The organism is Pseudomonas putida S13.1.2 (assembly GCF_000498395.2).
Taxonomy (GTDB): Bacteria; Pseudomonadota; Gammaproteobacteria; order Pseudomonadales; family Pseudomonadaceae; genus Aquipseudomonas; species Aquipseudomonas putida_Q.
The window spans coordinates 2954257-2974374 of the sequence record NZ_CP010979.1 but is presented as its reverse complement, the minus strand read 5'-3'; the positions used below and the strand labels follow the sequence as shown (position 1 = coordinate 2974374).

The following is a 20118-nucleotide window of genomic DNA, read 5'->3' as shown; positions in this document are numbered from 1 at the left end:
CAGGGCCGTCAGCGTACGCTGGGGGTTGCCTGGGCGGCGCTGCGGTGGCGCCTGGGTTGTGTGTGCGGCTCATGCTGCGCGCGCCAGGTGGCTGGCGGTTGGCCGAACTGGCTGATGAACCAGCGGGTGAACGAGCTGTGCATGGAATAGCCGAGCATATCGGCGATGCGCCCCAGCGAATAGCCAGGGCTTTCCAGATAGCGCACCACCAGGTCGCGGCGTACGCCATTGACCAGTTCGCTGAAGGTCGCGCCTTCTTCTTCCAGACGCCGCTGCAAGGTGCGCACGTTCATGCCCTGGGTCTGTGCGATATGTTCGATAGTCGCGCGGCCCATGGGCATCAGCAGGAAGATCGCCTTGCGCACTTCAAGCGTAAGCGATGGCAGGTTTTCATCCTGCAGCAACCCCACATAACGCCGCGCCAGCCGCGCCATGCCTTCGTTGGCCTGGGGGTTGGTGGTGTCCAGGTCGGATGCCGAGCAGACAATCCCGTTGAAGTCAGTGTTGAACTCCAGCTTGCAGCCGAAGATGCGCCGGTGGATGGCCAGGTCAGCGGGGGCGGCGTGGGTGAAGTTGGCGCTGATCGGGTGCCAGTGCGAGCCCAGTAGCGCCGAGCAGAAGCGGTGCATCACGCCGATGGCCAGCTCGATGGCCTGGCGGCTATGCATCGGCTGGTCGGTGATGACCTCCTGACGGATGATCACCGTCTTGCCGATTTCCTCGATGTGGATGGCCAGTGCGTTGTTGAGCAGGTGGCGGTACTGCACGATCACCTGCAGGGCGTCGCGCAGCGAGTGCTGATGGCTGATCAGCAGGCTGACTTCGCCGAAATCCGACAACTGGCGCAGTTCGGCCATGCGCAGGCCGAAGGCTTCGCAGCCGCTTAGCCGCGCCGACTCCTCCAGCACGCTGATGGCGGCGGCCACCGGGATGCGTTGATCGGGGGTTTCCAGCAGCGATGCACTGAGGCCGGCCTGAGCCAGCAGGCCATGGCCGTTGAGGCCCAGATGGCGTGAAACTTCCAGGTAATTGGTGAGCGTTGCAGCACGGGCGAGCACGGTCATTTTATTGTTTTCCACGTGATCTTGAAGAGCTTCCGCTGCGCTGGCGGGTGGTCTTTTATAGCGGTTGTGTCGTCAGATGCAAAGCCATTTCCGAGCGGCGGTCCCCGGGGTCGGGCGACACAGCAGCCGTGTCATCAACTGAAAAGTTCGTGACGCGCAATGTAAAGCGGCTGGCAGGGCGACTCTTTACTCTGGCTTCAAGCAGTCGGCAATCGACCGAGTTGACCAGAGCAAGGGCCCTGACGTGGAAAAACTGCAAACCGCCGCAACCGTGCTGATCGTGCCTGGCTTGCGCGACCATGTACCCGAACATTGGCAAACCCTGCTGCAAGCGCGCCTGGGCAAGGTTCGCTCGGTACCACCGCTGGAAACCGACAAGCTCAGCTGCAGCGCGCGCGTTGAAGCGATCGAGCGCGAACTGGCCAGCATCGACGGCCCGGTGATCCTGGTCGCGCACAGTGCCGGTGTGCTGATGGTGGCGCACTGGGCCGCCCGCTACCAACGCCCGATCAAGGGCGCCTTGCTGGCCGCGCCACCGGACCTGGATACCGATTGGCCGGCCAATTACCCCACCCCCGACACCCTGCGCGCCAACGGCTGGGCACCCCTGCCAAGCGGCCGGCTGCCATTCCAGAGCCTGGTCGCGGCCAGCAGCAACGACCACCTGGCGAGTTTCGAAGCCGTCGCCCGCATGGCCGACGAGTGGGGCAGCGAGCTGGTCGATCTCGGCGCCGTTGGCCACCTCAACCCAGCCTCGGGCTTCGGCCCATGGCCACACGCCGAGGCCTTGATCCAGCAACTCGACCGCTAAACCGCGCGGGGCACGCGCACTCAGGGTCAGGCCGGCGCCCGATCGTTGCTGGCACCTTGCACATCCCAAGCAGAGATACCGCATGAACAACAATAAGAACGTTCTCTTCTGCCTCCACCGCCGCAATCTGTTGGCCACGCTGGTGCTGGTCGCCGGCGCGCCGGCTGCCCAGGCATTTCAACTTGACCTGGCCGACCCTGACTGGAACGTGCGCTTCGACAACACCGCCAAGCTCAGCTACGGCCAGCGGGTCGAGGGCCAGAACGCCAAGGTCGCCCGCACCGCCAACCTCAACGACGGTGACAAGAACTTCAGCGTCGGCAGCGCGGTGACCCAGCGCGTCGACCTGCTGACCGAACTGGACGTGGTGTACCAGGGCAACATGGGTATGCGCGTCAGTGCTGCGAGCTGGTACGACCACGCTTATGACGACGTGGGCTCCAACTCCAACCCGTTTCCCGGCCAGGCGGGCAATGCCGGCAACCTGGTGCTGGCCCGCCCGGCCGGTGGCCTGCCGGCCGGCACTGTGCTGCAGGGCGGCCCGTCCAGGCGCCATGGCCTGAGCAATTACAGCGACCGGTACTACAACGGCCCGTCTGGCGAATTCCTCGATGCCTTCGTGTTCTACAGCACCGAAATCGGTGACGAGTCGATGCTCAGCGGCAAGCTCGGCTGGCACTCGGTGTACTGGGGCGAGACCTTGTTCAACGCCGCCAACGGCATCAACTATGGCCAGTCGGCACTGGACCTGGCCAAGCTGTACAACGTGCCCGGTACCGAAACCAAGGAACTGTTCCTGCCGCGCAAGCAGCTGTCGCTGAGTTACACGATCACCCCGGAGTTGACCCTGGCGGCCCAGTACTTTCTCGAATTCGAAAACTCGCGCCTGCCTGAAGGGGGCACCTACATGGGCGCCTACGACATGCTTGGCGACGGTGCCGACATTTTCTGGCTGCCGGTGCCCAACGCGGTCGGCGGTGCCGGTGCCTTCTATGGCGCACCCCGCGGGCATGACATCCGCCCGCACAACAGCGGCGACTTCGGTGTAATGGCCAAGTGGAGCCCGGAATGGCTCGACGGCACCCTGGGCTTCTACTACCGCAACACCTCCGACCCGACCCCCGCGGTGCTGATCAATGCCCCCAACCTGCACACGGGCAGCCTGGACGGCACCAGCTACATGACGGCCTATGCCGACGATATCGATATCTACGGCATCAGCCTGGCCAAGAGCGTCGGCCCGGTGAGCGTGGGGCTGGACGTCAACTACCGCGAAAACATGCCGCTGATCAGCAACTTCACCACGATCAACGGGCCGCTGTACGGTGCCCTGGCCGGCACCGCCGGCGGCACCAACCTGATCGGCGAAGTGCCCGGCCACGGTGAAACCGGGCTGGCCCGCGGCAAGACCTTGCATGTGGTACTCAACGGCCTGGTGTCGTTCGGCGCTACGCCGTTGTGGAACGCTTCGTCGCTGGCCGTGGAAGGGGCCATGACCCATCTGGTCAGCGTCGACAAGGGCGAGCAGACCTTCAAGGGCGACGCCAGCTACGAAGGCGTCGACAAGGTCACCACCAATGCCTACACCCTGGCGGTCAACTTCACCCCCACCTGGTTCCAGGCGCTGCCAGGGGTCGATATCACCCTGCCGCTGTCCTACAACGTCGGCCTCAAGGGCAACTCGGCCGTGCAATTGGGCGGCAACGAAGACTCTGGCAGCTTCTCGATCGGGATCGCCGCCGATGTCTACCAGAAGTACAAGTTCGACCTGAAGTACGTCGACTCCTTCGGCAAGTTCGATACCTGCGAAACCGGCACCGACAACAACACCCCGGGCACCAACGGGCGCTACCAGTGCATCCCCGGGCAGATCACTTCGCAGGCTGGGCTTGCACCGCTGCTCAAAGATCGCGGCATGGTCACGGCCTCGTTCAAGACCACCTTCTGAAGCTCCTAATACAACAACAAGCGGAGAAACGCGATGAAGTATCTCAATAGCCTGCTGTCGGCCTCGCTTGCGGTCGTCATTGCCGGTAATGCCCATGCGGCCGCCCCGGCCCAGGACGTCGCCCGGCTGGGCAAGGATCTGACCCTGGTCGGCGCCGACAAGGCCGCCAGTGCCGACGGCGCGATCCCGGCCTACCAAGGTGGCCTGAACACCCCGCCTGCCGGCTTCAAGCAGGGCGATACCCTGCGCCCGGACCCCTTCGCCTCGGAGAAACCGCTGCTGGTGATCGACGGCAAGAACGTCGACCAGTACAAGGATTCGCTGACCGCGACCACCGTAGAGCTGGCCAAGCGCTTCCCGAGCTTCCACATCGATGTGTACCCGAGCCACCGCACCGCGGCGTTGCCCAAGGTGCTGCTCGACAACACCCTGAAAAATGCCACCAATGCCAAGTCCCTGCAGGACGGCATGGCCATCGAAAATGTGCTGCCCGGCGTGCCGTTCCCGATCCCGCAGTCGGGCGCCGAGGCCATGTGGAACCACCTGCTGCGCTACCAGGGCGTGGCACAGAAGGCCAAGTATGACTCCTGGAACGTCGACTCCGCCGGCGTCGCGGCCCTGGCCACCACGGGCCTGGCGTACAACGCCTACCCGATCTACGAAGACCTGAACAAAGTCATCGAGCCCAAGGACATCTACTTCCAGACCAAGCTGTACTTCGAAGGCCCGGCACGCCGCGCCGGTGAGTCGATGATGCTCAAGGACGCCGCCAACCCGCTGGTGCAAGAGCGCCGCGCCTGGCAGTACCTGCCAGGGCAGCGCCGGGTGAAGCTGGCGCCGAACCTGGCCTACGACACGCCAAACCCAGGCACCGCAGGCTCCGGTACCTTCGACGACGTGTACGTGTTCAACGGTGCGCTGGACCGATACGACTGGCAACTGCTCGGCAAGAAAGAAATGTACGTGCCGTACAATACCTACAAACTCACCTACATCCACGACCCGAAATCCCTGACCACACCGAACCACCTCTCGCCCGACCAGGTGCGCTGGGAGAAGCACCGTGTGTGGGTAGTGGAAGGCACCCTCAAGGGCAATGCCCGTCACATCTATGCCAAGCGCCGTTTCTACCTCGACGAGGACAGCTGGTTCGCGCTTGCTTCTGACCAGTACGACGCCCGTGGCCAGCTGTATCGCGGCTCGTTCAGCTTCTTCACCCAGAGCTACGACGTGCAGATTCCCAACAACAACCCGCACGTGGTCTACGACCTGGTTGGTGGCACCTACAACGTCAACGGCCTGATCGGCCCGCACGGCGGTATTGAGTACATCGCCCCTCTGTCCAAGGCGCAGTGGTCGCCCGAAGCCCTGGCCGGCGCCGGTATTCGCTGACCCCGACGATCCGTCTGGCGGCGGCCCGGAAGTGGCCGCCGTCGGGTATTGCAGAGGATGTGGCATGGCTTCTTTAAACAAGTATGCGCCGTGGGCGCTGGCAATCACGCTCGCCCTGGGCGGCACCTGCGGTGTGGTCCAGGCGGCCTATGTCGATGTGCTGGACCTGCCGGCCGAGCCTAGCGTGCTCGCGGTGCACAGCGCCCTGCGCGATGTGGTGCGGGCCGGTGAGCGGCTGGTCGCGGTGGGGGCCCGTGGCCACATCGTGTACTCCGACAACCAGGGCCAGGATTGGCGCCAGGCCAGTGTGCCGGTGAGCGCCGACCTCAATGCCCTGACGTTTCCAACCCCCCAGGAGGGTTGGGCGGTAGGCAACGATGGCGTGGTCCTGCACAGCCGTGACGGCGGTAAGAACTGGGCAGTGCAGCTCGATGGCCGGAAGATCGGCGCCTTGGTCACGGCCTACTACCGGTCCTTGGCGCAGGCCCATCCCGACGATGAGCAATGGCCGCAGTTCGCCGCCGAAGGCCAGCGTCTGGAGCAGGAGGGCGCCGACAAGCCGTTTCTGGGTGTGTGGTTCACCGACGCCCGGCACGGCTACGTAGTGGGTGTGTTCAACCTGATCTTGCGCACCGACGATGGCGGCGAAAACTGGGTGCCGATGCAGGACCGAACCGACAACCCCCAAGGCCTGCACCTCAATGCCATCCGTGCGGTCGGCGATGACCTTTATGTGGCGGGTGAGCAGGGCCTGCTGCTCAAGTGGAACGCCCGGCAGCAGCGCTTCGTCGCCTTGTCTGGCCCTTACCAGGGCACCTGGTTCGGCATTCTCGGCAGGCCTGGCGAAGTGCTCGTCTATGGCCTGCGTGGCCATGTGGCACGCAGCCTCGACGGCGGCCAGAGCTGGACCAAGGTGGACACCGGGCTGGGCCAGAGCATCACCGCCGCCAGCCTCGACAGCAGTGGTGACTACTGGCTGTTCAGCCAGGCCGGGCATGTGCTGCGCAGCCACGACGGCGGCCAGAGCTTCGCCCTGCAACCGCAGGTGCCGCTGGCACCCGTGGCGGCAGCCCTGCAGACCCGCGGCAACGGCACCGTGCTGGTAGGTGAGCGCGGCGTGCGCGTGCTGCCAGCCCGCTAAGACCCACAAGAATTCCAAGAGAGCCTCGTGATGGCCAACATCAAGCAAGACACCATGCCGGTGATCCGCCACCTGCGGGATTTCGATCCACGTTCCGGCAACCTGCTCGAACGCATGGTCTTCAACTATCGCCCGCTGTTCATGCTGTTCATGGTGCTGGCCACGCTGGTCCTCGGGTATGTGGCGGTCACCCGCCTGGAACTGCGGCCCAGCTTCGAAAAAATGATCCCGCAGAGCCAGCCCTACATCCAGAATTACCTGGACAACCGCAAGGCGCTGCGCGGCCTGGGCAACTCGGTGCGGGTGGTGGTGGAGAACACCCAAGGCGATATCTTCGACCCCGAATACCTGGACGTGCTGAAAAAGATCAACGACGAGCTGTTCCTTGCCCAGGGCGTCGACCGTGCCTGGATGAAGTCGTTGTGGAGCCCGGGCGTGCGCTGGACCGAGGTCACTGAAGAGGGCTTTCAGGGCGGTGCGGTGATGCCCGATGACTACCAGGGCAAGCCGGCCGACATCGAGCAGTTACGCCAGAACATCAACCGAGCCGGCATCGTCGGCAGCCTGGTGGCGACCGACTTCAAGTCCAGCATGCTGGTGGTGCCGCTGCTCGACCACGACCTGGCCAGCGGGCGCGGTATCGATTACCGGCAGTTCTCGCAGATGCTCGAACAGCAGTTGCGCGACCAGTACGAATACGGCGGTGACAGCAAGGCGCGCGCGTCTGGCAAGGAAGGCGAGGGCAAGTACAAGGTGCGGGTCATCGGGTTTGCCAAGCTGATGGGCGACCTGATCGACGGGCTGATCCAGGTAATGATGTTCTTCGCCTTGGCAGTCGTCACCTCGCTGGTGATCATCTTCCTGTACACCCGCTGCGTGCGCAGTACCCTGCTGGTGGTGTTCTGCTCCCTGGCGGCGGTGGTGTGGCAATTGGGCATTGTCGGTTGGCTGGGCTATGCCATCGACCCGTACTCGATCCTGGTGCCGTTCCTGATCTTTGCCATTGGTGTGTCGCACGCGGCGCAGAAGATGAACGGCATCATGCAGGACATCGGCCGTGGCACCCACAAGCTGGTGGCGGCGCGCTATACCTTCCGCCGCCTGTTTGTGGCCGGGGTTACGGCGCTGCTGGCGGACGCCGTGGGCTTTGCCGTGCTGATGCTGATCGACATCCCGGTGATCAAGGACCTGGCGATCACCGCCAGCATCGGCGTGGCGGTACTGATCTTCACCTCGCTGCTGTTGATTCCGGTGTCGCTGTCTTACGTTGGCGTTGGCCGCAAGGCATCCGAACGTGCCTTGCGCATTGACCAGCGTGCCGCCGAGCACCGCGGCTTCGGCAAGCTGTGGGACGCCCTCGACCGCTTTACCACGCGCAAGTGGGCCACCGGCGCGGTGTTGGTGGCCACGTTGTTGGGCCTGGGCGGCTTCTGGGTAAGCCTGCAGTTGAAGATCGGCGACCTCGACAGCGGCGCGCCGGAGTTGCGCGCCGATTCGCGCTACAACCGTGACAACGCCTACATCACCAGCCACTACGCGTTGTCCAGCGACCTGTTCGCGGTGATGATCAAAACCCCGCCAGAAGGCTGTCTGAGCTACAGGACACTGATCCTCGCCGACCGCCTGGCCTGGGAGCTGCAGCAGTACCCCGGGGTGCAGACCACGGTGTCGCTGGTCAACGCCGTGCGCCAGATCACCGCAGGCTCCTTCGAAGGCAACCCGAAGATGAGCAGCCTGCAGCGCAACCAGGACATGCTCAACTACGCCGCCCAGCAGGCCTCGGTCAACGCCCCGGAGCTGTTCAACACCGATTGCTCGATGATGCCGGTGATCGCCTACCTCAAGGACCACAAGGCCCAGACCCTGGACGACGTGGTGGCCATCGCCGACCGCTTCGCCCGCGAAAACAGCAGCCCCGACCGGCAGTTTCTGCTGGCCGCCGGCAGCGCCGGTATCGAGGCCGCCACCAACATCGTGGTGCGCGAAGCCAACCGCACCATGCTGCTGTTCGTCTACCTGGCGGTCACGCTGTTCTGCCTGATCACCTTCCGCAGCTGGCGCGCGACCTTGGTGGCGCTGCTGCCTCTGGTGCTGACTTCAGTGCTGTGCGAAGCGCTGATGGTGGCCATGGGTATTGGCGTGAAAGTGGCCACCTTGCCGGTGATCGCCCTGGGCGTTGGCATCGGCGTGGACTACGCGCTGTACCTGCTCAGTGTGCAGCTGCACTACCAGCGGCAGGGCCGCACCCTGGGCGAGGCCTACCAGAACGCCGTGGCCTTCACCGGCCGGGTGGTCGGGCTGGTGGGTATCACCCTGGCTGCCGGGGTGGTCGCCTGGGGGTGGTCGCCGATCAAGTTCCAGGCCGACATGGGCATCCTGCTGACCTTCATGTTCCTCTGGAACATGCTCGGCGCACTGCTGCTGATCCCGGCCCTGTCGTACTTCCTGCTGCCGGACAAGCGCTTTGTCGCGGCGGCCCCCGCGCCCTGCGAAGCCGAACCGCAGCCCTGTGACAGCGCCCAGGTACCGCGCGCGCAAGCGCGGGCGCAGGCGTAGTCAGGTTTTTTAGTCGAATCGAATATGGATACTGGGAACAACGTCATGGCCAAGACAAAAATAATGCCGCCAGCAGCCGGCGCCTATGCCTACCCCTTGCTGATCAAACGCCTGCTGATGTCGGGTGTGCGGCGTCAGCCGGACCAGCAGATCGTCTACGCCGACACGCTGCGCTACAGCTACCGCGAGCTCGAGCAGCGGGTGCGGCGCCTGGCCAACGTGCTGCGCGCGGCCGGCGTGCAGGCCGGTGACACCGTCGCGCTGCTGGACTGGGACAGCCACCGTTCGCTGGAATGCTTCTTCGCCGTGCCGATGATTGGCGCGGTGCTGCACACGGTGAACATTCGCCTGTCACCGGAGCAGGTGGCCTACACCATGAACCACGCCGGGGATGACCTGGTGCTGGTGCATGACGACTTCGTGCCGCTGCTGGAGCAGCTGCGCGGCCAGCTGGGCACGGTCAAAGGCTACCTGCAACTGACGGACGGGGAGGCTGCGGCCACGTCGCTGCCGGTGCTCGGCGAATACGAAGCGCTGCTGGATGCAGCCAGCCCCGAGGCCGAGTTCGAGGACTTCGACGAGCAGTCGGTGGCCACGCTGTTCTACACCACCGGCACCACCGGCAACCCCAAGGGGGTGTACTTCTCGCACCGCCAGCTGGTGCTGCACACCCTGAACCAGTTAGGCACCTTCGCCGCCTGCGACGGCCAGCCGTTGCTGCGTTCCAGTGACGTGTACATGCCGATCACCCCGATGTTCCATGTGCACGCCTGGGGCGTGCCCTACACGGCCACGATGCTGGGCATCAAGCAGGTGTATCCGGGCCGCTACGAGCCGGACAAGCTGGTGCGCCTGTACCGCGATGAGGGGGTGACGTTCTCCCACTGCGTACCCACCTTGCTGCAGATGATGCTCGAGAGCGAGCAAGGCCGGCACACCGATTTCAGCCGCTGGAAGATCCTGCTCGGCGGCAGCGCGCTTACCCACGGCCTGGCGCGCCAGGCCAGCGAGCGCGGCATGCTGATCTTCAGCGGTTACGGCATGTCGGAAACCTGCCCGCTGCTGACCTTGACCCACCTGCGCGACGAAGACCTGGCCTTGCCCATGGGCGAGCAGGTAGCGCAGCGGATCAAGACCGGCGCCCCGGTGGCGATGGTCGACCTGCGCATCGTCGATGCGGCGGGCGTCGAGGTGGCCCACGACGGTGAGTCGCTGGGCGAGATCGTGGTGCGTTCGCCGTGGCTGACCCAGGGTTACCTGCACGAGCCGGAAAAGGGTGCCGAACTGTGGCAGGACGGCTGGCTGCACACCGGCGACATGGGCTCGATCGACCGCCACGGGGTGCTGGAGATCAAGGACCGCATCAAGGACGTGATCAAGACCGGCGGTGAATGGATCAGCTCGCTGGCGCTGGAGAACCTGATCAGCCAGCACTCGGCGGTCAACGCCGTGGCGGTGGTGGGCATTCCTGATGCGCATTGGGGCGAGCGGCCGATTGCGCTGGTCGTCTGCATACCGGGTGACAGCCTCGACCAAGCGGGGCTTGAAGCGCACCTGAAGCAGTTCGTCGACAGTGGCCAGATCAACAAGTGGGCGATCCCGCGGCAGGTGCACTTCGTGGCGGACATCCCCAAGACCAGCGTCGGCAAGATCAACAAGAAACTGATTCGCGAAATGCATTGCTGAAGCCCAATAGCCGTCGGTCTGTACCGACACCCCTCCAACAATCACAATAAGGAACACACCATGAACTTCCTTGATGGCCACCTGTTCACCGAGAACCAGCAGCCGTTGATCATCACCGCCGCGCCCTATGCGCCTTCCTGGGTGCCGTCCGACTTCCCCGAGGACATTCCGGTGACCATGGCCGAGCAGGTGCAGAAGGCGGTGGATTGCTACAACGCCGGTGCCACGGTGCTGCACCTGCATGTGCGCGAGCTGGATGGCAAGGGCTCCAAGCGCCTGTCCAAGTTCAACGAGCTGATCGCCGGTGTGCGTGAAGCGGTACCGGAAATGATCATCCAGGTGGGTGGCTCGATCAGCTTTGCCCCTGAGACCGAAGGCGCCGCGGCCAAGTGGCTGAGCGACGACACCCGCCATATGCTGGCCGAGCTCGACCCCAAGCCCGATCAGGTCACCGTGACGGTCAACACCTCGCAGATGAACGTGGTGGAGCACTGGGGCTACCAGGATGTGCGCGGGACTTCGATGGAAGACCCGGCGGTGTATGAGGCCTACAAGGAAATGACCGTGCCGGCGCAGCCGGGCTGGGTCGAGGAGCATGTGCGGCGCCTGAGCGCCGCCGGCATCCAGAGCGCCTTCCAGTGCTACAACCTGAACAGCTTCGAGTCGGTCGAGCGCCTGATGCGCCGTGGCATCTACAAAGGCCCGCTGGTGATGAACTGGGTGGCCATCGGCGGCGGCATGGATGTGCCGAACATCTACAGCCTGGCCAACATCGTGCGGGCCGTGCCGGACGGCGCCGTGCTCACCGTGGAAAGCTCGATGCGCAACGTGCTGCCGATCAACATGATGGGCATCGCCATGGGCCTGCACGTGCGCTGCGGCATCGAGGACAACCTGTGGAACCAGGCGCAGACCGAGAAGATGTCCACGGTGCAGCAGATCGAGCAGCTGGTGCGCATTTCGCGCGAGTTCGGTCGGCCGATCGCCACCGCCAAAGAGGCTCGTGAAATCAGCAAGATCGGCGTGTTCTACGACACCGTCGAAGAGAGCCTGCAGGCCAATGGGTTCGCGCCAAACCGCAATGGCGGCCAGCAAGGCTTCCTGCGCAAGACGGCCGAAGCCGTGTAACCCCCGTCACGTTTGACGTGCACCCCACAGGGCTGCCTCGCCGGCAGCCACTTCAACGGCATTGGCCGCCCCGATGGCAGCCCGGGACAGGGCAGCGGCCAGGCCGACCTCAAATACTCAACCACAGTGCCAGTGCCGCCAGGGTCGCCAGCAACACCGGCACGGTCAGCAGTACGCCGACCTTGAAGTAATACCCCCAGCCGATCACCACCCCTTTGCGCGCCAGCACATGCAGCCACAGCAACGTGGCCAGGCTGCCGATAGGTGTGATCTTCGGCCCCAGGTCGCAGCCGATCACATTGGCGTAGATCATCGCCTCGCGCACCACGCCCTGGGCTTCGCTGGCATGGATCGACAAGGCGCCGATCAGCACACTGGGCAGGTTGTTCATCAGCGATGAGAGCAGTGCCGCAATCAGCCCGGTGCCCAGCGTAGCCGCCCACAGCCCATGCCCGGCAAGCCAGTCCAGTACCCCGGCAAGGGCGTCGGTCAGGCCGGCATTGCGCAGCCCGTACACCACCAGGTACATCCCCAGCGAGAACACCACGATCTGCCACGGCGCTTCGCGTAGCACGCGGCGGGTGGCAATCACGTGGCCGCGGGCGGCGACGGCGAACAGCACGGCGGCGCAGGCCGAGGCCACGGCGCTGACCGGGATGCCCAGCGGCTCCAGCACGAACAGCGCGGCCAGCAACACAACCAGTACCACCCAGCCCGCACGGAACGTGGCGCGATCGCGCACTGCCAGGGCAGGCAACTGCAGGTCGTCGGTGGCGTAGCGCAGCGGGATGTCGCGGCGAAAATACAGCCACAGCACCAGCAGCGTGGCCGCGACCGCCACCAGGTTCACCGGCACCATCACGGCGGCGTAGGCGTTGAAGCCGAGCCCGAAGTAGTCCGCCGACACGATATTCACCAGGTTCGATACCACCAGCGGCAGGCTGGCGGTGTCGGCGATGAAACCGGCGCCCATCACGAAGGCAAGGGTTGCCGTGGGGGAAAAGCGCAGCGCCAGCAGCATCGACATGACGATGGGGGTCAGGATCAACGCTGCCCCATCGTTGGCGAACAGCGCGGATACCGCTGCCCCCAGCAGCACCATGAAGGCAAACAGGCGACGCCCGTCGCCTCGGGCCCAACGCGCCACATGCAGCGCCGTCCAGGCGAAGAAACCGGCTTCGTCCAGTAACAGGCTGATGACGATCAGGGCGATGAAGGTGGCGGTGGCGTTCCAGATGATTGCCCAGACGGTGGGGATATCGTGCAGTGACACCACGCCGCACAGCAGGGCCAGGACCGCACCCAGGGTGGCGCTCCAGCCCACGCCGAGGCCTTTGGGTTGCCAGATGACCAGGGTCAGGGTGAACAGGAAAATCAGTGCGGCTGGGAGCATGAACAGGTGGCTCGGGTCAGGAGAGGGCAAGTGTAGCCAGTGCAGGAGGCAATTACTTCAGGGTGGCGTTCTTTGCGTGCAAGCGGGAAGGCAGCGCTCTGCGACGCGGTTCAGCAAAGTTCCGTTACAAACATGTAAACTTCGTAAATACGATTTACTCTCATTTGCGATTCCCTATATTTACCACCCCTGTTGGCCACCAGACTGTGTTTGCGAGGCCGGTGGGCGAGGGCTCCCGGTTTCCGACAGGGATGTGCCGTTTCGCTCATGAATCGCAGGAGATGTACCCATGCAGTGCAGAACTTCACCCAACAGCCTGGCCTTGGCGTTCGTCGCACTGGCGTCACCGGCCATGGTGGCCACCGGGGCCCAGGCTGAAGAGCAGCGCACGGGTGAGGTGCTGGAAGTGCCGGTTGCCGACAACGCGCTAGTGATTCAAAACACCCTGATCACCGCCGAGCGCGAGGCGCGTCAGGCCTTGGGTTCGTCGATCATCACCGCCGACGACATCAAGCGCCACCCACCGGCCAATGACCTGTCCGATATCATCCGCCGCGAGCCTGGCGTCAACCTGACCGGCAACAGCGCCAGCGGCGCACGCGGCAACAACCGCCAGATCGACCTGCGCGGCATGGGCCCGGAAAACACCCTGATCCTCATCGACGGCAAGCCCTCCAGCGCCCGCAATGCCGTGCGTTATGGCTGGAACGGTGACCGTGATACCCGGGGTGAAACCAACTGGGTGCCCGCCGAGGCAGTCGAGCGTATCGAGATCTTGCGTGGCCCAGCCGCCGCTCGCTACGGCTCCGGCGCCATGGGCGGGGTGGTGAATATCATCACCAAACGCCCCACCGACGAGCTCAAGGGCAGCGTCAGCCTGTTCACCCAGTTGCCGGAAGACAGTGCCGAGGGTGCCAGCCGCCGCGCCAACTTCAACCTCGGTGGCGGCCTCACCGATAACCTTGGTTTCCGCCTGTTCGGCGGCCTGGCCAAGACTGACGCTGACGACCTGGATATCAACGCCAGCCAGGCCAACAGCGCACTGGTTGCAGGCCGCGAGGGTGTGCGCAACAAGGACATCAACGGCCTGCTCAGCTGGAAGCTGAACGACGAGCACCGCTTCGAAGCCAGTGCAGGCTACAGCCGCCAGGGCAATATCTACGCCGGCGACACCATGAACAGCAACGGCGGCAGCGACGTCGCACTGATTTCCAGCCTGTATGGCCACGAAACCAACATCATGCAGCGCAGCACCTACGACCTGACCCACCTGGGCGACTTCACCTGGGGTACCAGCAAGACCACCCTGGCTTACGAATACGTGCGCAACTGGCGCCTCAACGAGGGCTTGGCCGGTGGCCCGGAAGGGGCGATCAACGACAGCGGCGCGGCGATGTCGCGGTTGCGCAACACGCGTTTGAACAGTGAGGTCAACTTGCCGTTCGCCGTGGGCAGCACCGAGCATGTGCTGACCCTGGGGGGCGAGTACCTGTACGAGTCGCTCAACGACCAGGGCTCGTTCCGTCCGCAGAGCTTCGACCCGAGTGGCTCGGGCAATGACGCGATCAGCGGTTTCGACCGCAGCGAATCGAAGATGACCGCCAAAAGTTACGCGTTGTTCGTCGAGGACAATATCGTCATCGGCGACACGACGGTGACGCCTGGCTTGCGTTTTGACCATCACGAGATGTTTGGCGACAACTTCAGCCCGAGCCTGAACCTGTCGCACAAGCTCACCGAGGCGCTGTCGGTCAAAGGCGGCATTGCTCGCGCCTACAAGGTGCCGAACCTGTACCAGTCCAACCCCAACTACCTGCTCTATAGCCGCGGCCAAGGCTGTAGTGTGGAGCAGACCAACTCCGGTGGTTGCTACCTGCAGGGTAACGCCGACCTCAAGCCGGAGATCAGCGTCAACAAGGAGATTGGCCTGCTGTACGACCGCGGCACCTGGCGTACCAGCGCCACCTACTTCCGCAATGACTACCAGAACAAGATCATCGGCGGTACCGATGTGCTCTATGCCATCAACAGCGGCCGCCGCGTGACCCAGTGGGAAAACGCCGGCAAGGCGCGGGTGGAAGGCATCGAAGGCAACTTCTTCATCGAGCTGACGCCAACCCTGGACTGGAACACCAACCTGACCTGGATGCTGGACAACGACAATCGCGAGACCGGCGAACCGCTGTCGGTGATCCCGGAGTACACCGTCAACACCACCCTCGACTGGCGCGCCACCGAGCAGCTGTCGTTCCAGGTGGCGGGTACTTACTTCGGTAAACAGAAGTCGCCGACCTACAACTACCGCACCCAGGAAAACTACGACCAGGCCGCGCAGCAGGACGTCGAGGCCTATGGCCTGGTGGACGTGAGCGCCGGGTACAAGTTCAACGCCAACTACGACGTGCGGGTGGGGGTGAACAACGTGTTCGACAAGCAGATCCTGCGTGGTGGCAACGCGAGCAGTTCGGGGGCCAACACGTATAACCAGCCGGGCAGGGCGGTGTTTGCTGCGCTGAATATCAACTTCTGATCCAAGGGGCCGCTATGCGGCCCAATCGCCGGCAAGCCAGCTCCCACAGGTCCCGCACAGCCCTTGAACGCTGTGCGGGACCTGTGGGAGCTGGCTTGCCGGCGATTGGGCTGCGCGGCAGCCCTGGCCTCATCACCGGACCTCAAGGAACCCTCCGATGATCAAAGCCCCCGCCTGGCTACAACTACTCTCCCGCAGCGCCGCCGCGTTGCTCGGCGGCTACGCCCTCAGCTACGCCGCCAGCGCCTGCCTGGCGCGCATCCTGCCGCTATCTGCCGCCGATGCGGTCATTGTCGCGACCCTGCCGGCGTTCATTTTTTACACCGTCGCCATCCTCTGGGCCTTCGCCTGCCGTGATGCGTTGCGCGCCTGGGCGCCGCTGGCACTGGCTGCGCCCCTTGCCCTGATCGGTTTCTGGCCGCAGGTAATGGAGCGGCTGGCATGAAGAACACCTTCACCCAATCGATGGCCTGGCTGCACACCTGGGCCGGGCTGATCTTCGGCTGGCTGCTGTTCGCCATCTTCGTCACCGGCACCCTGGCGGTGTTCGACAAGGAGCTCAACCACTGGATGCAGCCGGAAATCCCGGCCACCCAGGTGTCCCAGGCCGATGCTGCCCGGCGCGCTATCAACTACCTGCAGGCCCATGAACCAAAGGCTGGCAACTGGGGTATCAGCCTGCCGAGCGAACGCGCGCCAGGGTTGCGCGTGTCTACCGGCGAGCGCCGCCACGGCGGTGGCGTACAACTCGACCCGCGCACCGGCGAGGCCATCGAGGTGCGCGACAGTGTCGGCGGCAACTTTTTCTTCCGCTTTCACTTCACCCTCGACCTGCCACGCAACTGGGGCATTTTTGTCGTCGGCGCGTTGGCGCTGGTGATGCTTGCGGCCTTGATTACCGGCATTGTCATTCACAAGAAGATCTTCAAGGAATTCTTCACCTTCCGGCCGAACAAGGGCCAGCGCTCGTGGCTGGATTTCCACAATGCCAGTGCGGTGCTGCTGCTGCCGTTCCACCTGATGATCACCTACACCGGGCTGGTGATCTTCATGCTCATCTACATCCCCGCCGGGGTCGATGCGCTGTTTGCGGGTGACACTCGCGCTTACTTCCAGGCCCAGGGCAATGCCCGCATGGAACAGCCTCGTGGCCTGGCCAGGCAGCCGGCCGCGCTGGTGGACGTAGCACCGTTGCTGGCCCAGGCCGAGGCGCGGCTGGGGCCGATTGGCGGCTTGAATATCCGCAACCCGAACACGGCGTCGGCGCGCGTCGAAATCCGCCCCGAACTGGGCAATCGCATCGCGCTGGCCAAGGGGCAGGCCATGGTCTTCGATGGCGTCAGCGGGCAACTGCTCAGGGACGTGCCTGAATGGCGCGCGGTGCCTTTGACCCAGCGGGTCATGGTCGGCCTGCACTTCGCCCAGTTCGGCGGCTACCCGATGCGCTGGCTGTACTTCGTTTGCGGGCTGGTCAGTTGCCTGATGATCGCCAGCGGCCTGGTGCTGTTCTGCGTGAAACGCGGGCGCAAGTATGCCAGCGCCACTGCTGATGCTTCGGCACGGCGCTGGTACCGGGTGGCCGAGGTGTGCAACGTGGGCTTTGTCAGCGGCCTGCTGCTGGCGTGCGTGGGGCTGCTGTGGGCCAGCCGTTTGTTACCGATGGAGCTGACACAGCGGGAGAGCTGGGAGGTGCGTGCGTTCTTTGGTGTATGGCTGCTGGCGCTGTTGCATGCGGGTGTCCGGCCGGCACGCCGTGCATGGGCCGAGCAACTGTTGCTGACGGCGTTGCTGTGCATCGGCCTGGGTGCGTTTGGCGGCCTCGAAGACGCCATGCGCCTGGGCGTAGCGGCCTGTGCGCTGGTGCTGGGCGTGTTGGTTGGGCTGGTGGCCTGGCGGGTGCGGCAAGCACAACCGGTGCAGCAGAAGGCCCGGGCAGGGCGGCAACAGGAGGCCGAGGCATGATGATGTGGATTGCAGGCGCAGTGCTGTTCGCTTATGCCGGTATGCTCGGGCTGTGCCAAGGGTTGGAGCGGCATTACAAGCAGGTGTGGAATCGCACCTGCCCGCGCGTGTGGAGTATCAGCCTGCGCAGTGCCGGTTGGTTGGCGTTGCTGGCGAGCCTGACGCTGTGCGCCCAGGCCTGGGGCTGCGCCATGGGGCCGGTGGCCTGGTTCGGCGTGCTGTCGCTGGCGGGGTTGGTGCTGGTGATGTTGCTGCCGTACTGGCCGCGGCTGGCGGTGGGATTGGTGGGGGCGCTGCCGGTGTGGGGTTTGGTGCAGGTGGTTACCTATCTATGAACTGAACGCGCCTCCAAGGGATACGCGTTTGTGCGGGCGGCGACATTGTTGCAGCCAAAAGCCTCGCAGCATGCTAAACCATGGGCCCCTGCCTGTTGCGAGAGAGCCCCGGTGAAAGCCGTCCGCCTGACCCTGATCTGCCATGCCCTGACCCAGGCCCAGAAGACCGGGCGCCTGCACCGTGCAGATGACGGCATCTTGCCGTTGACCCAACACCCCGACGCCATCGTGCCCGGCATGCAGGTGCTGACTGCGCCAGAGCGGCGAGCCTGCGAGACGGCGGCATGGTTGTCGGGCTCGGTGCAGATCGAGCCGGCATTGGCCGATTGCGACCTGGGGCGTTGGCAGGGTTTGCCGTTGAAGCAGTTGCAAACCGAACAACCGCAGGCGTTGGCAGACTGGCTGCAGGACCCGGCCAGTGCGGTGCATGGTGGGGAGTCGTTTGCTGCGCTATGCCAGCGTGTGGCCGCCTGGCTGGCGGCCTTCGACACGCCGGGTGAGTGGCTGGTAGTGACTCACCCGATGGTCATGCGCGCTGTACTGGTACAGGTGTTGGGGTGCCCGATGCAGGCCAGCCAGCGTATCGACGTGCTGCCGCTTTCGCGCCTCGAGTTGAGCTTTACCGGGCAGTGGCGCCTGCGCCTGGGCTAAGGCTCAGAACGCCAGCTTGTAGCCGATCAGCAGCAGCATCGCTGCCAGGCACGGACGCAGTACGCGGTCGGAGATCCGTCCGGTGAGGTGGCTGCCCAGGTAGATGCCCGGCAGCGAGCCCAGCAGCAGGTAACCCAGCAGCGACCAGTCCATGTTGCCCATGCCGGCGTGGCCCAGGCCTGCTACCAGGGTAAGCGGGACGGCGTGAGCGATTTCGGTACCGACCAGGCGGCGGGTGACCAAAAACGGGTACAGCAGGAACAGCGCCACGGTACCCAGGGCGCCAGCACCAATAGAGGTGAGGGTGACCATTACCCCCAGCACTACGCCGGTCAGCACGGTGAGCGTGTTCAGGCTGCGGTCGCTGAGGTGGTAGTGGTCACCGGCATGGCGGTTGGCGAAAGCCTGCAGGCGCGATTTGAACAGGATGGCCAGCGCGGTCAGGATCAGTACCACCGCCAGGCCTTGCTTGATGATGGCGTTGAGCGCCGAGGTGTCGGTGTGCAGGGTGTTGAGGAACCACAGCGTCAGCGCTGCGGCGGGCACGCTGCCCAGGCTGAGCAGCCCGGTGATCTTCCAGTCGATGTTCTTGTGGCGCGCATGCACCCAGACGCCACTGGCCTTGGTAATTGCCGCATAAAGCAGGTCGGTACCAACTGCCGTCGCCGGGCTGATGCCGAACCACAACAGGATCGGGGTCATCAGCGAGCCGCCACCGACGCCGGTCATGCCGACGATGAAACCCACGACCAGGCCAGCAATGGTGAAACCGAAAGAACCTACATCCATACGCTACTCGACTGCCCATCTTTGCCCGTTATCGGATGCAGCCAGCATATAGATTTTTTTATAGCCAAATAGACTTGTTCGTTATTAGGTTATAACCGGGCGCCTTCAGCGATCGGTCATCACCACCATCACATGCGCGTCCCCGCCATCATCACTTTCTGACAGGTAGATGTGCCCAACCTGGCTGTCGAAGTACGCGGTTTCCTGCGGCCCGATGCTCACGGCTTCACCGGTTTCGAACTCGATGCGCACGCGCCCGCTCAGCACCAGGGCGAACTCTTGCCCGGGGTGGCGGATAAAGTCGTCGAACTGGCCCCGTTCGCGGGCGATGATGCGGGCGTAGGCCGGGGTCATGCGCCGCTCGGGGAAGTCGCCGGCAATGGGGTGGTAGTCGTAGGTGCCAGTGGAGTACCCCGCCGCCGCAGGTAACGAGTCGACCACCACGGTTACCGGCACCGGGGCAGTAACCGTAGCGCTGGCGCGAAACAACTGGGCAATGTCGACATTCAGGGCGCGTGCGGCGGCGGCCAGCTTCTCGTAGCTGACCGAAACTTGTGCCAGCTCCATCTTCGACAGGGTGGACACCGGCACACCACTGGCTTCGGACAATTGCTTGAGGGTCATCTGGCGCGCCTTGCGCACCTGGCGCAGGCGCTGGCCGACTACAGCGCGGTCAAGCAGGGGTAGGGCAGCGGGCATTCAGGCTTCTCGGCATACGGCGTTGGTCGGGCA

Annotated in this window: 16 protein-coding genes; 12 read left to right on the top strand and 4 right to left on the bottom strand. The window is 64.3% G+C overall.

What is annotated here, in order from left to right; all coding sequences use genetic code 11:
• Positions 1-8 precede the first annotated feature (8 nt).
• Entirely contained in the window at positions 9-1064 is a 1056-nt protein-coding gene (locus tag N805_RS13280) for an AraC family transcriptional regulator (protein ID WP_028613436.1), read from the bottom strand.
• Positions 1065-1308: 244 nt separating this feature from the next.
• Between N805_RS13280 and N805_RS13275 the strand changes: the two genes are divergently transcribed.
• The 7 genes from N805_RS13275 (at position 1309) to N805_RS13245 (ending at position 11726) form a co-directional block, all read left to right on the top strand.
• Positions 1309-1875, top strand: a complete 567-nt coding sequence (locus N805_RS13275) for an RBBP9/YdeN family alpha/beta hydrolase (RefSeq protein WP_028613437.1) — start codon at positions 1309-1311, stop codon at positions 1873-1875.
• A gap of 82 nt (positions 1876-1957) precedes the next feature.
• Positions 1958-3823, top strand: coding sequence for a DUF1302 domain-containing protein (locus tag N805_RS13270; RefSeq protein WP_028613438.1), 1866 nt, complete (start codon positions 1958-1960; stop codon positions 3821-3823).
• Between the two features lie 33 nt (positions 3824-3856).
• Positions 3857-5215, top strand: coding sequence for a DUF1329 domain-containing protein (locus tag N805_RS13265; protein WP_028613439.1), 1359 nt, complete (start codon positions 3857-3859; stop codon positions 5213-5215).
• A gap of 64 nt (positions 5216-5279) precedes the next feature.
• Positions 5280-6356, top strand: a complete 1077-nt coding sequence (locus N805_RS13260; protein WP_028613440.1) for a WD40/YVTN/BNR-like repeat-containing protein — start codon at positions 5280-5282, stop codon at positions 6354-6356.
• A gap of 30 nt (positions 6357-6386) precedes the next feature.
• Positions 6387-8912, top strand: a complete 2526-nt coding sequence (locus N805_RS13255; protein ID WP_028613441.1) for an efflux RND transporter permease subunit — start codon at positions 6387-6389, stop codon at positions 8910-8912.
• A 45-nt stretch (positions 8913-8957) separates the two neighbouring features.
• Positions 8958-10598 (top strand): fatty acid--CoA ligase, encoded by a 1641-nt coding sequence (locus N805_RS13250; RefSeq protein ID WP_028613442.1) that lies wholly within the window; start codon positions 8958-8960, stop codon positions 10596-10598.
• A gap of 60 nt (positions 10599-10658) precedes the next feature.
• Positions 10659-11726: a 3-keto-5-aminohexanoate cleavage protein gene (locus N805_RS13245; protein WP_028613443.1), complete on the top strand. Its 1068-nt coding sequence runs from the start codon at positions 10659-10661 to the stop codon at positions 11724-11726.
• 109 nt (positions 11727-11835) lie between these two features.
• Here the strand turns inward: N805_RS13245 and N805_RS13240 are convergent, their stop codons facing one another.
• Positions 11836-13119 (bottom strand): arsenic transporter, encoded by a 1284-nt coding sequence (locus N805_RS13240; RefSeq protein WP_028613444.1) that lies wholly within the window; start codon positions 13117-13119, stop codon positions 11836-11838.
• Between the two features lie 289 nt (positions 13120-13408).
• On the opposite strand from N805_RS13240, the gene N805_RS13235 reads away from it, so the two are divergent.
• From N805_RS13235 to N805_RS13215, 5 genes are all read left to right on the top strand, one after another.
• The gene (locus N805_RS13235) at positions 13409-15649 is read left to right on the top strand and encodes a TonB-dependent siderophore receptor (RefSeq protein ID WP_028613445.1); all 2241 of its coding nucleotides are present in this window, start codon (positions 13409-13411) and stop codon (positions 15647-15649) included.
• A gap of 157 nt (positions 15650-15806) precedes the next feature.
• Positions 15807-16094, top strand: a complete 288-nt coding sequence (locus N805_RS13230; protein ID WP_028613446.1) for a hypothetical protein — start codon at positions 15807-15809, stop codon at positions 16092-16094.
• Positions 16091-17611 (top strand): PepSY-associated TM helix domain-containing protein, encoded by a 1521-nt coding sequence (locus tag N805_RS13225; protein ID WP_028613447.1) that lies wholly within the window; start codon positions 16091-16093, stop codon positions 17609-17611. Before N805_RS13230 ends, N805_RS13225 begins: the two co-directional genes overlap by 4 nt.
• On the top strand, positions 17608-17946 hold the full coding sequence (locus N805_RS13220; RefSeq protein WP_046811326.1) for a DUF3325 domain-containing protein: 339 nt from the start codon (positions 17608-17610) through the stop codon (positions 17944-17946). The genes N805_RS13225 and N805_RS13220 overlap by 4 nt, the downstream gene beginning before the upstream one ends.
• 111 nt (positions 17947-18057) lie before the next feature.
• A complete protein-coding gene (locus tag N805_RS13215) occupies positions 18058-18597 on the top strand; it encodes a histidine phosphatase family protein (RefSeq protein ID WP_028613448.1) in 540 nt (179 codons plus the stop codon).
• 3 nt (positions 18598-18600) lie between these two features.
• Here the strand turns inward: N805_RS13215 and N805_RS13210 are convergent, their stop codons facing one another.
• The gene (locus N805_RS13210; RefSeq protein WP_028613449.1) at positions 18601-19386 is read right to left on the bottom strand and encodes a sulfite exporter TauE/SafE family protein; all 786 of its coding nucleotides are present in this window, start codon (positions 19384-19386) and stop codon (positions 18601-18603) included.
• 105 nt (positions 19387-19491) lie between these two features.
• Entirely contained in the window at positions 19492-20085 is a 594-nt protein-coding gene (locus N805_RS13205; RefSeq protein WP_028613450.1) for a helix-turn-helix domain-containing protein, read from the bottom strand.
• Positions 20086-20118: the final 33 nt, after the last annotated feature.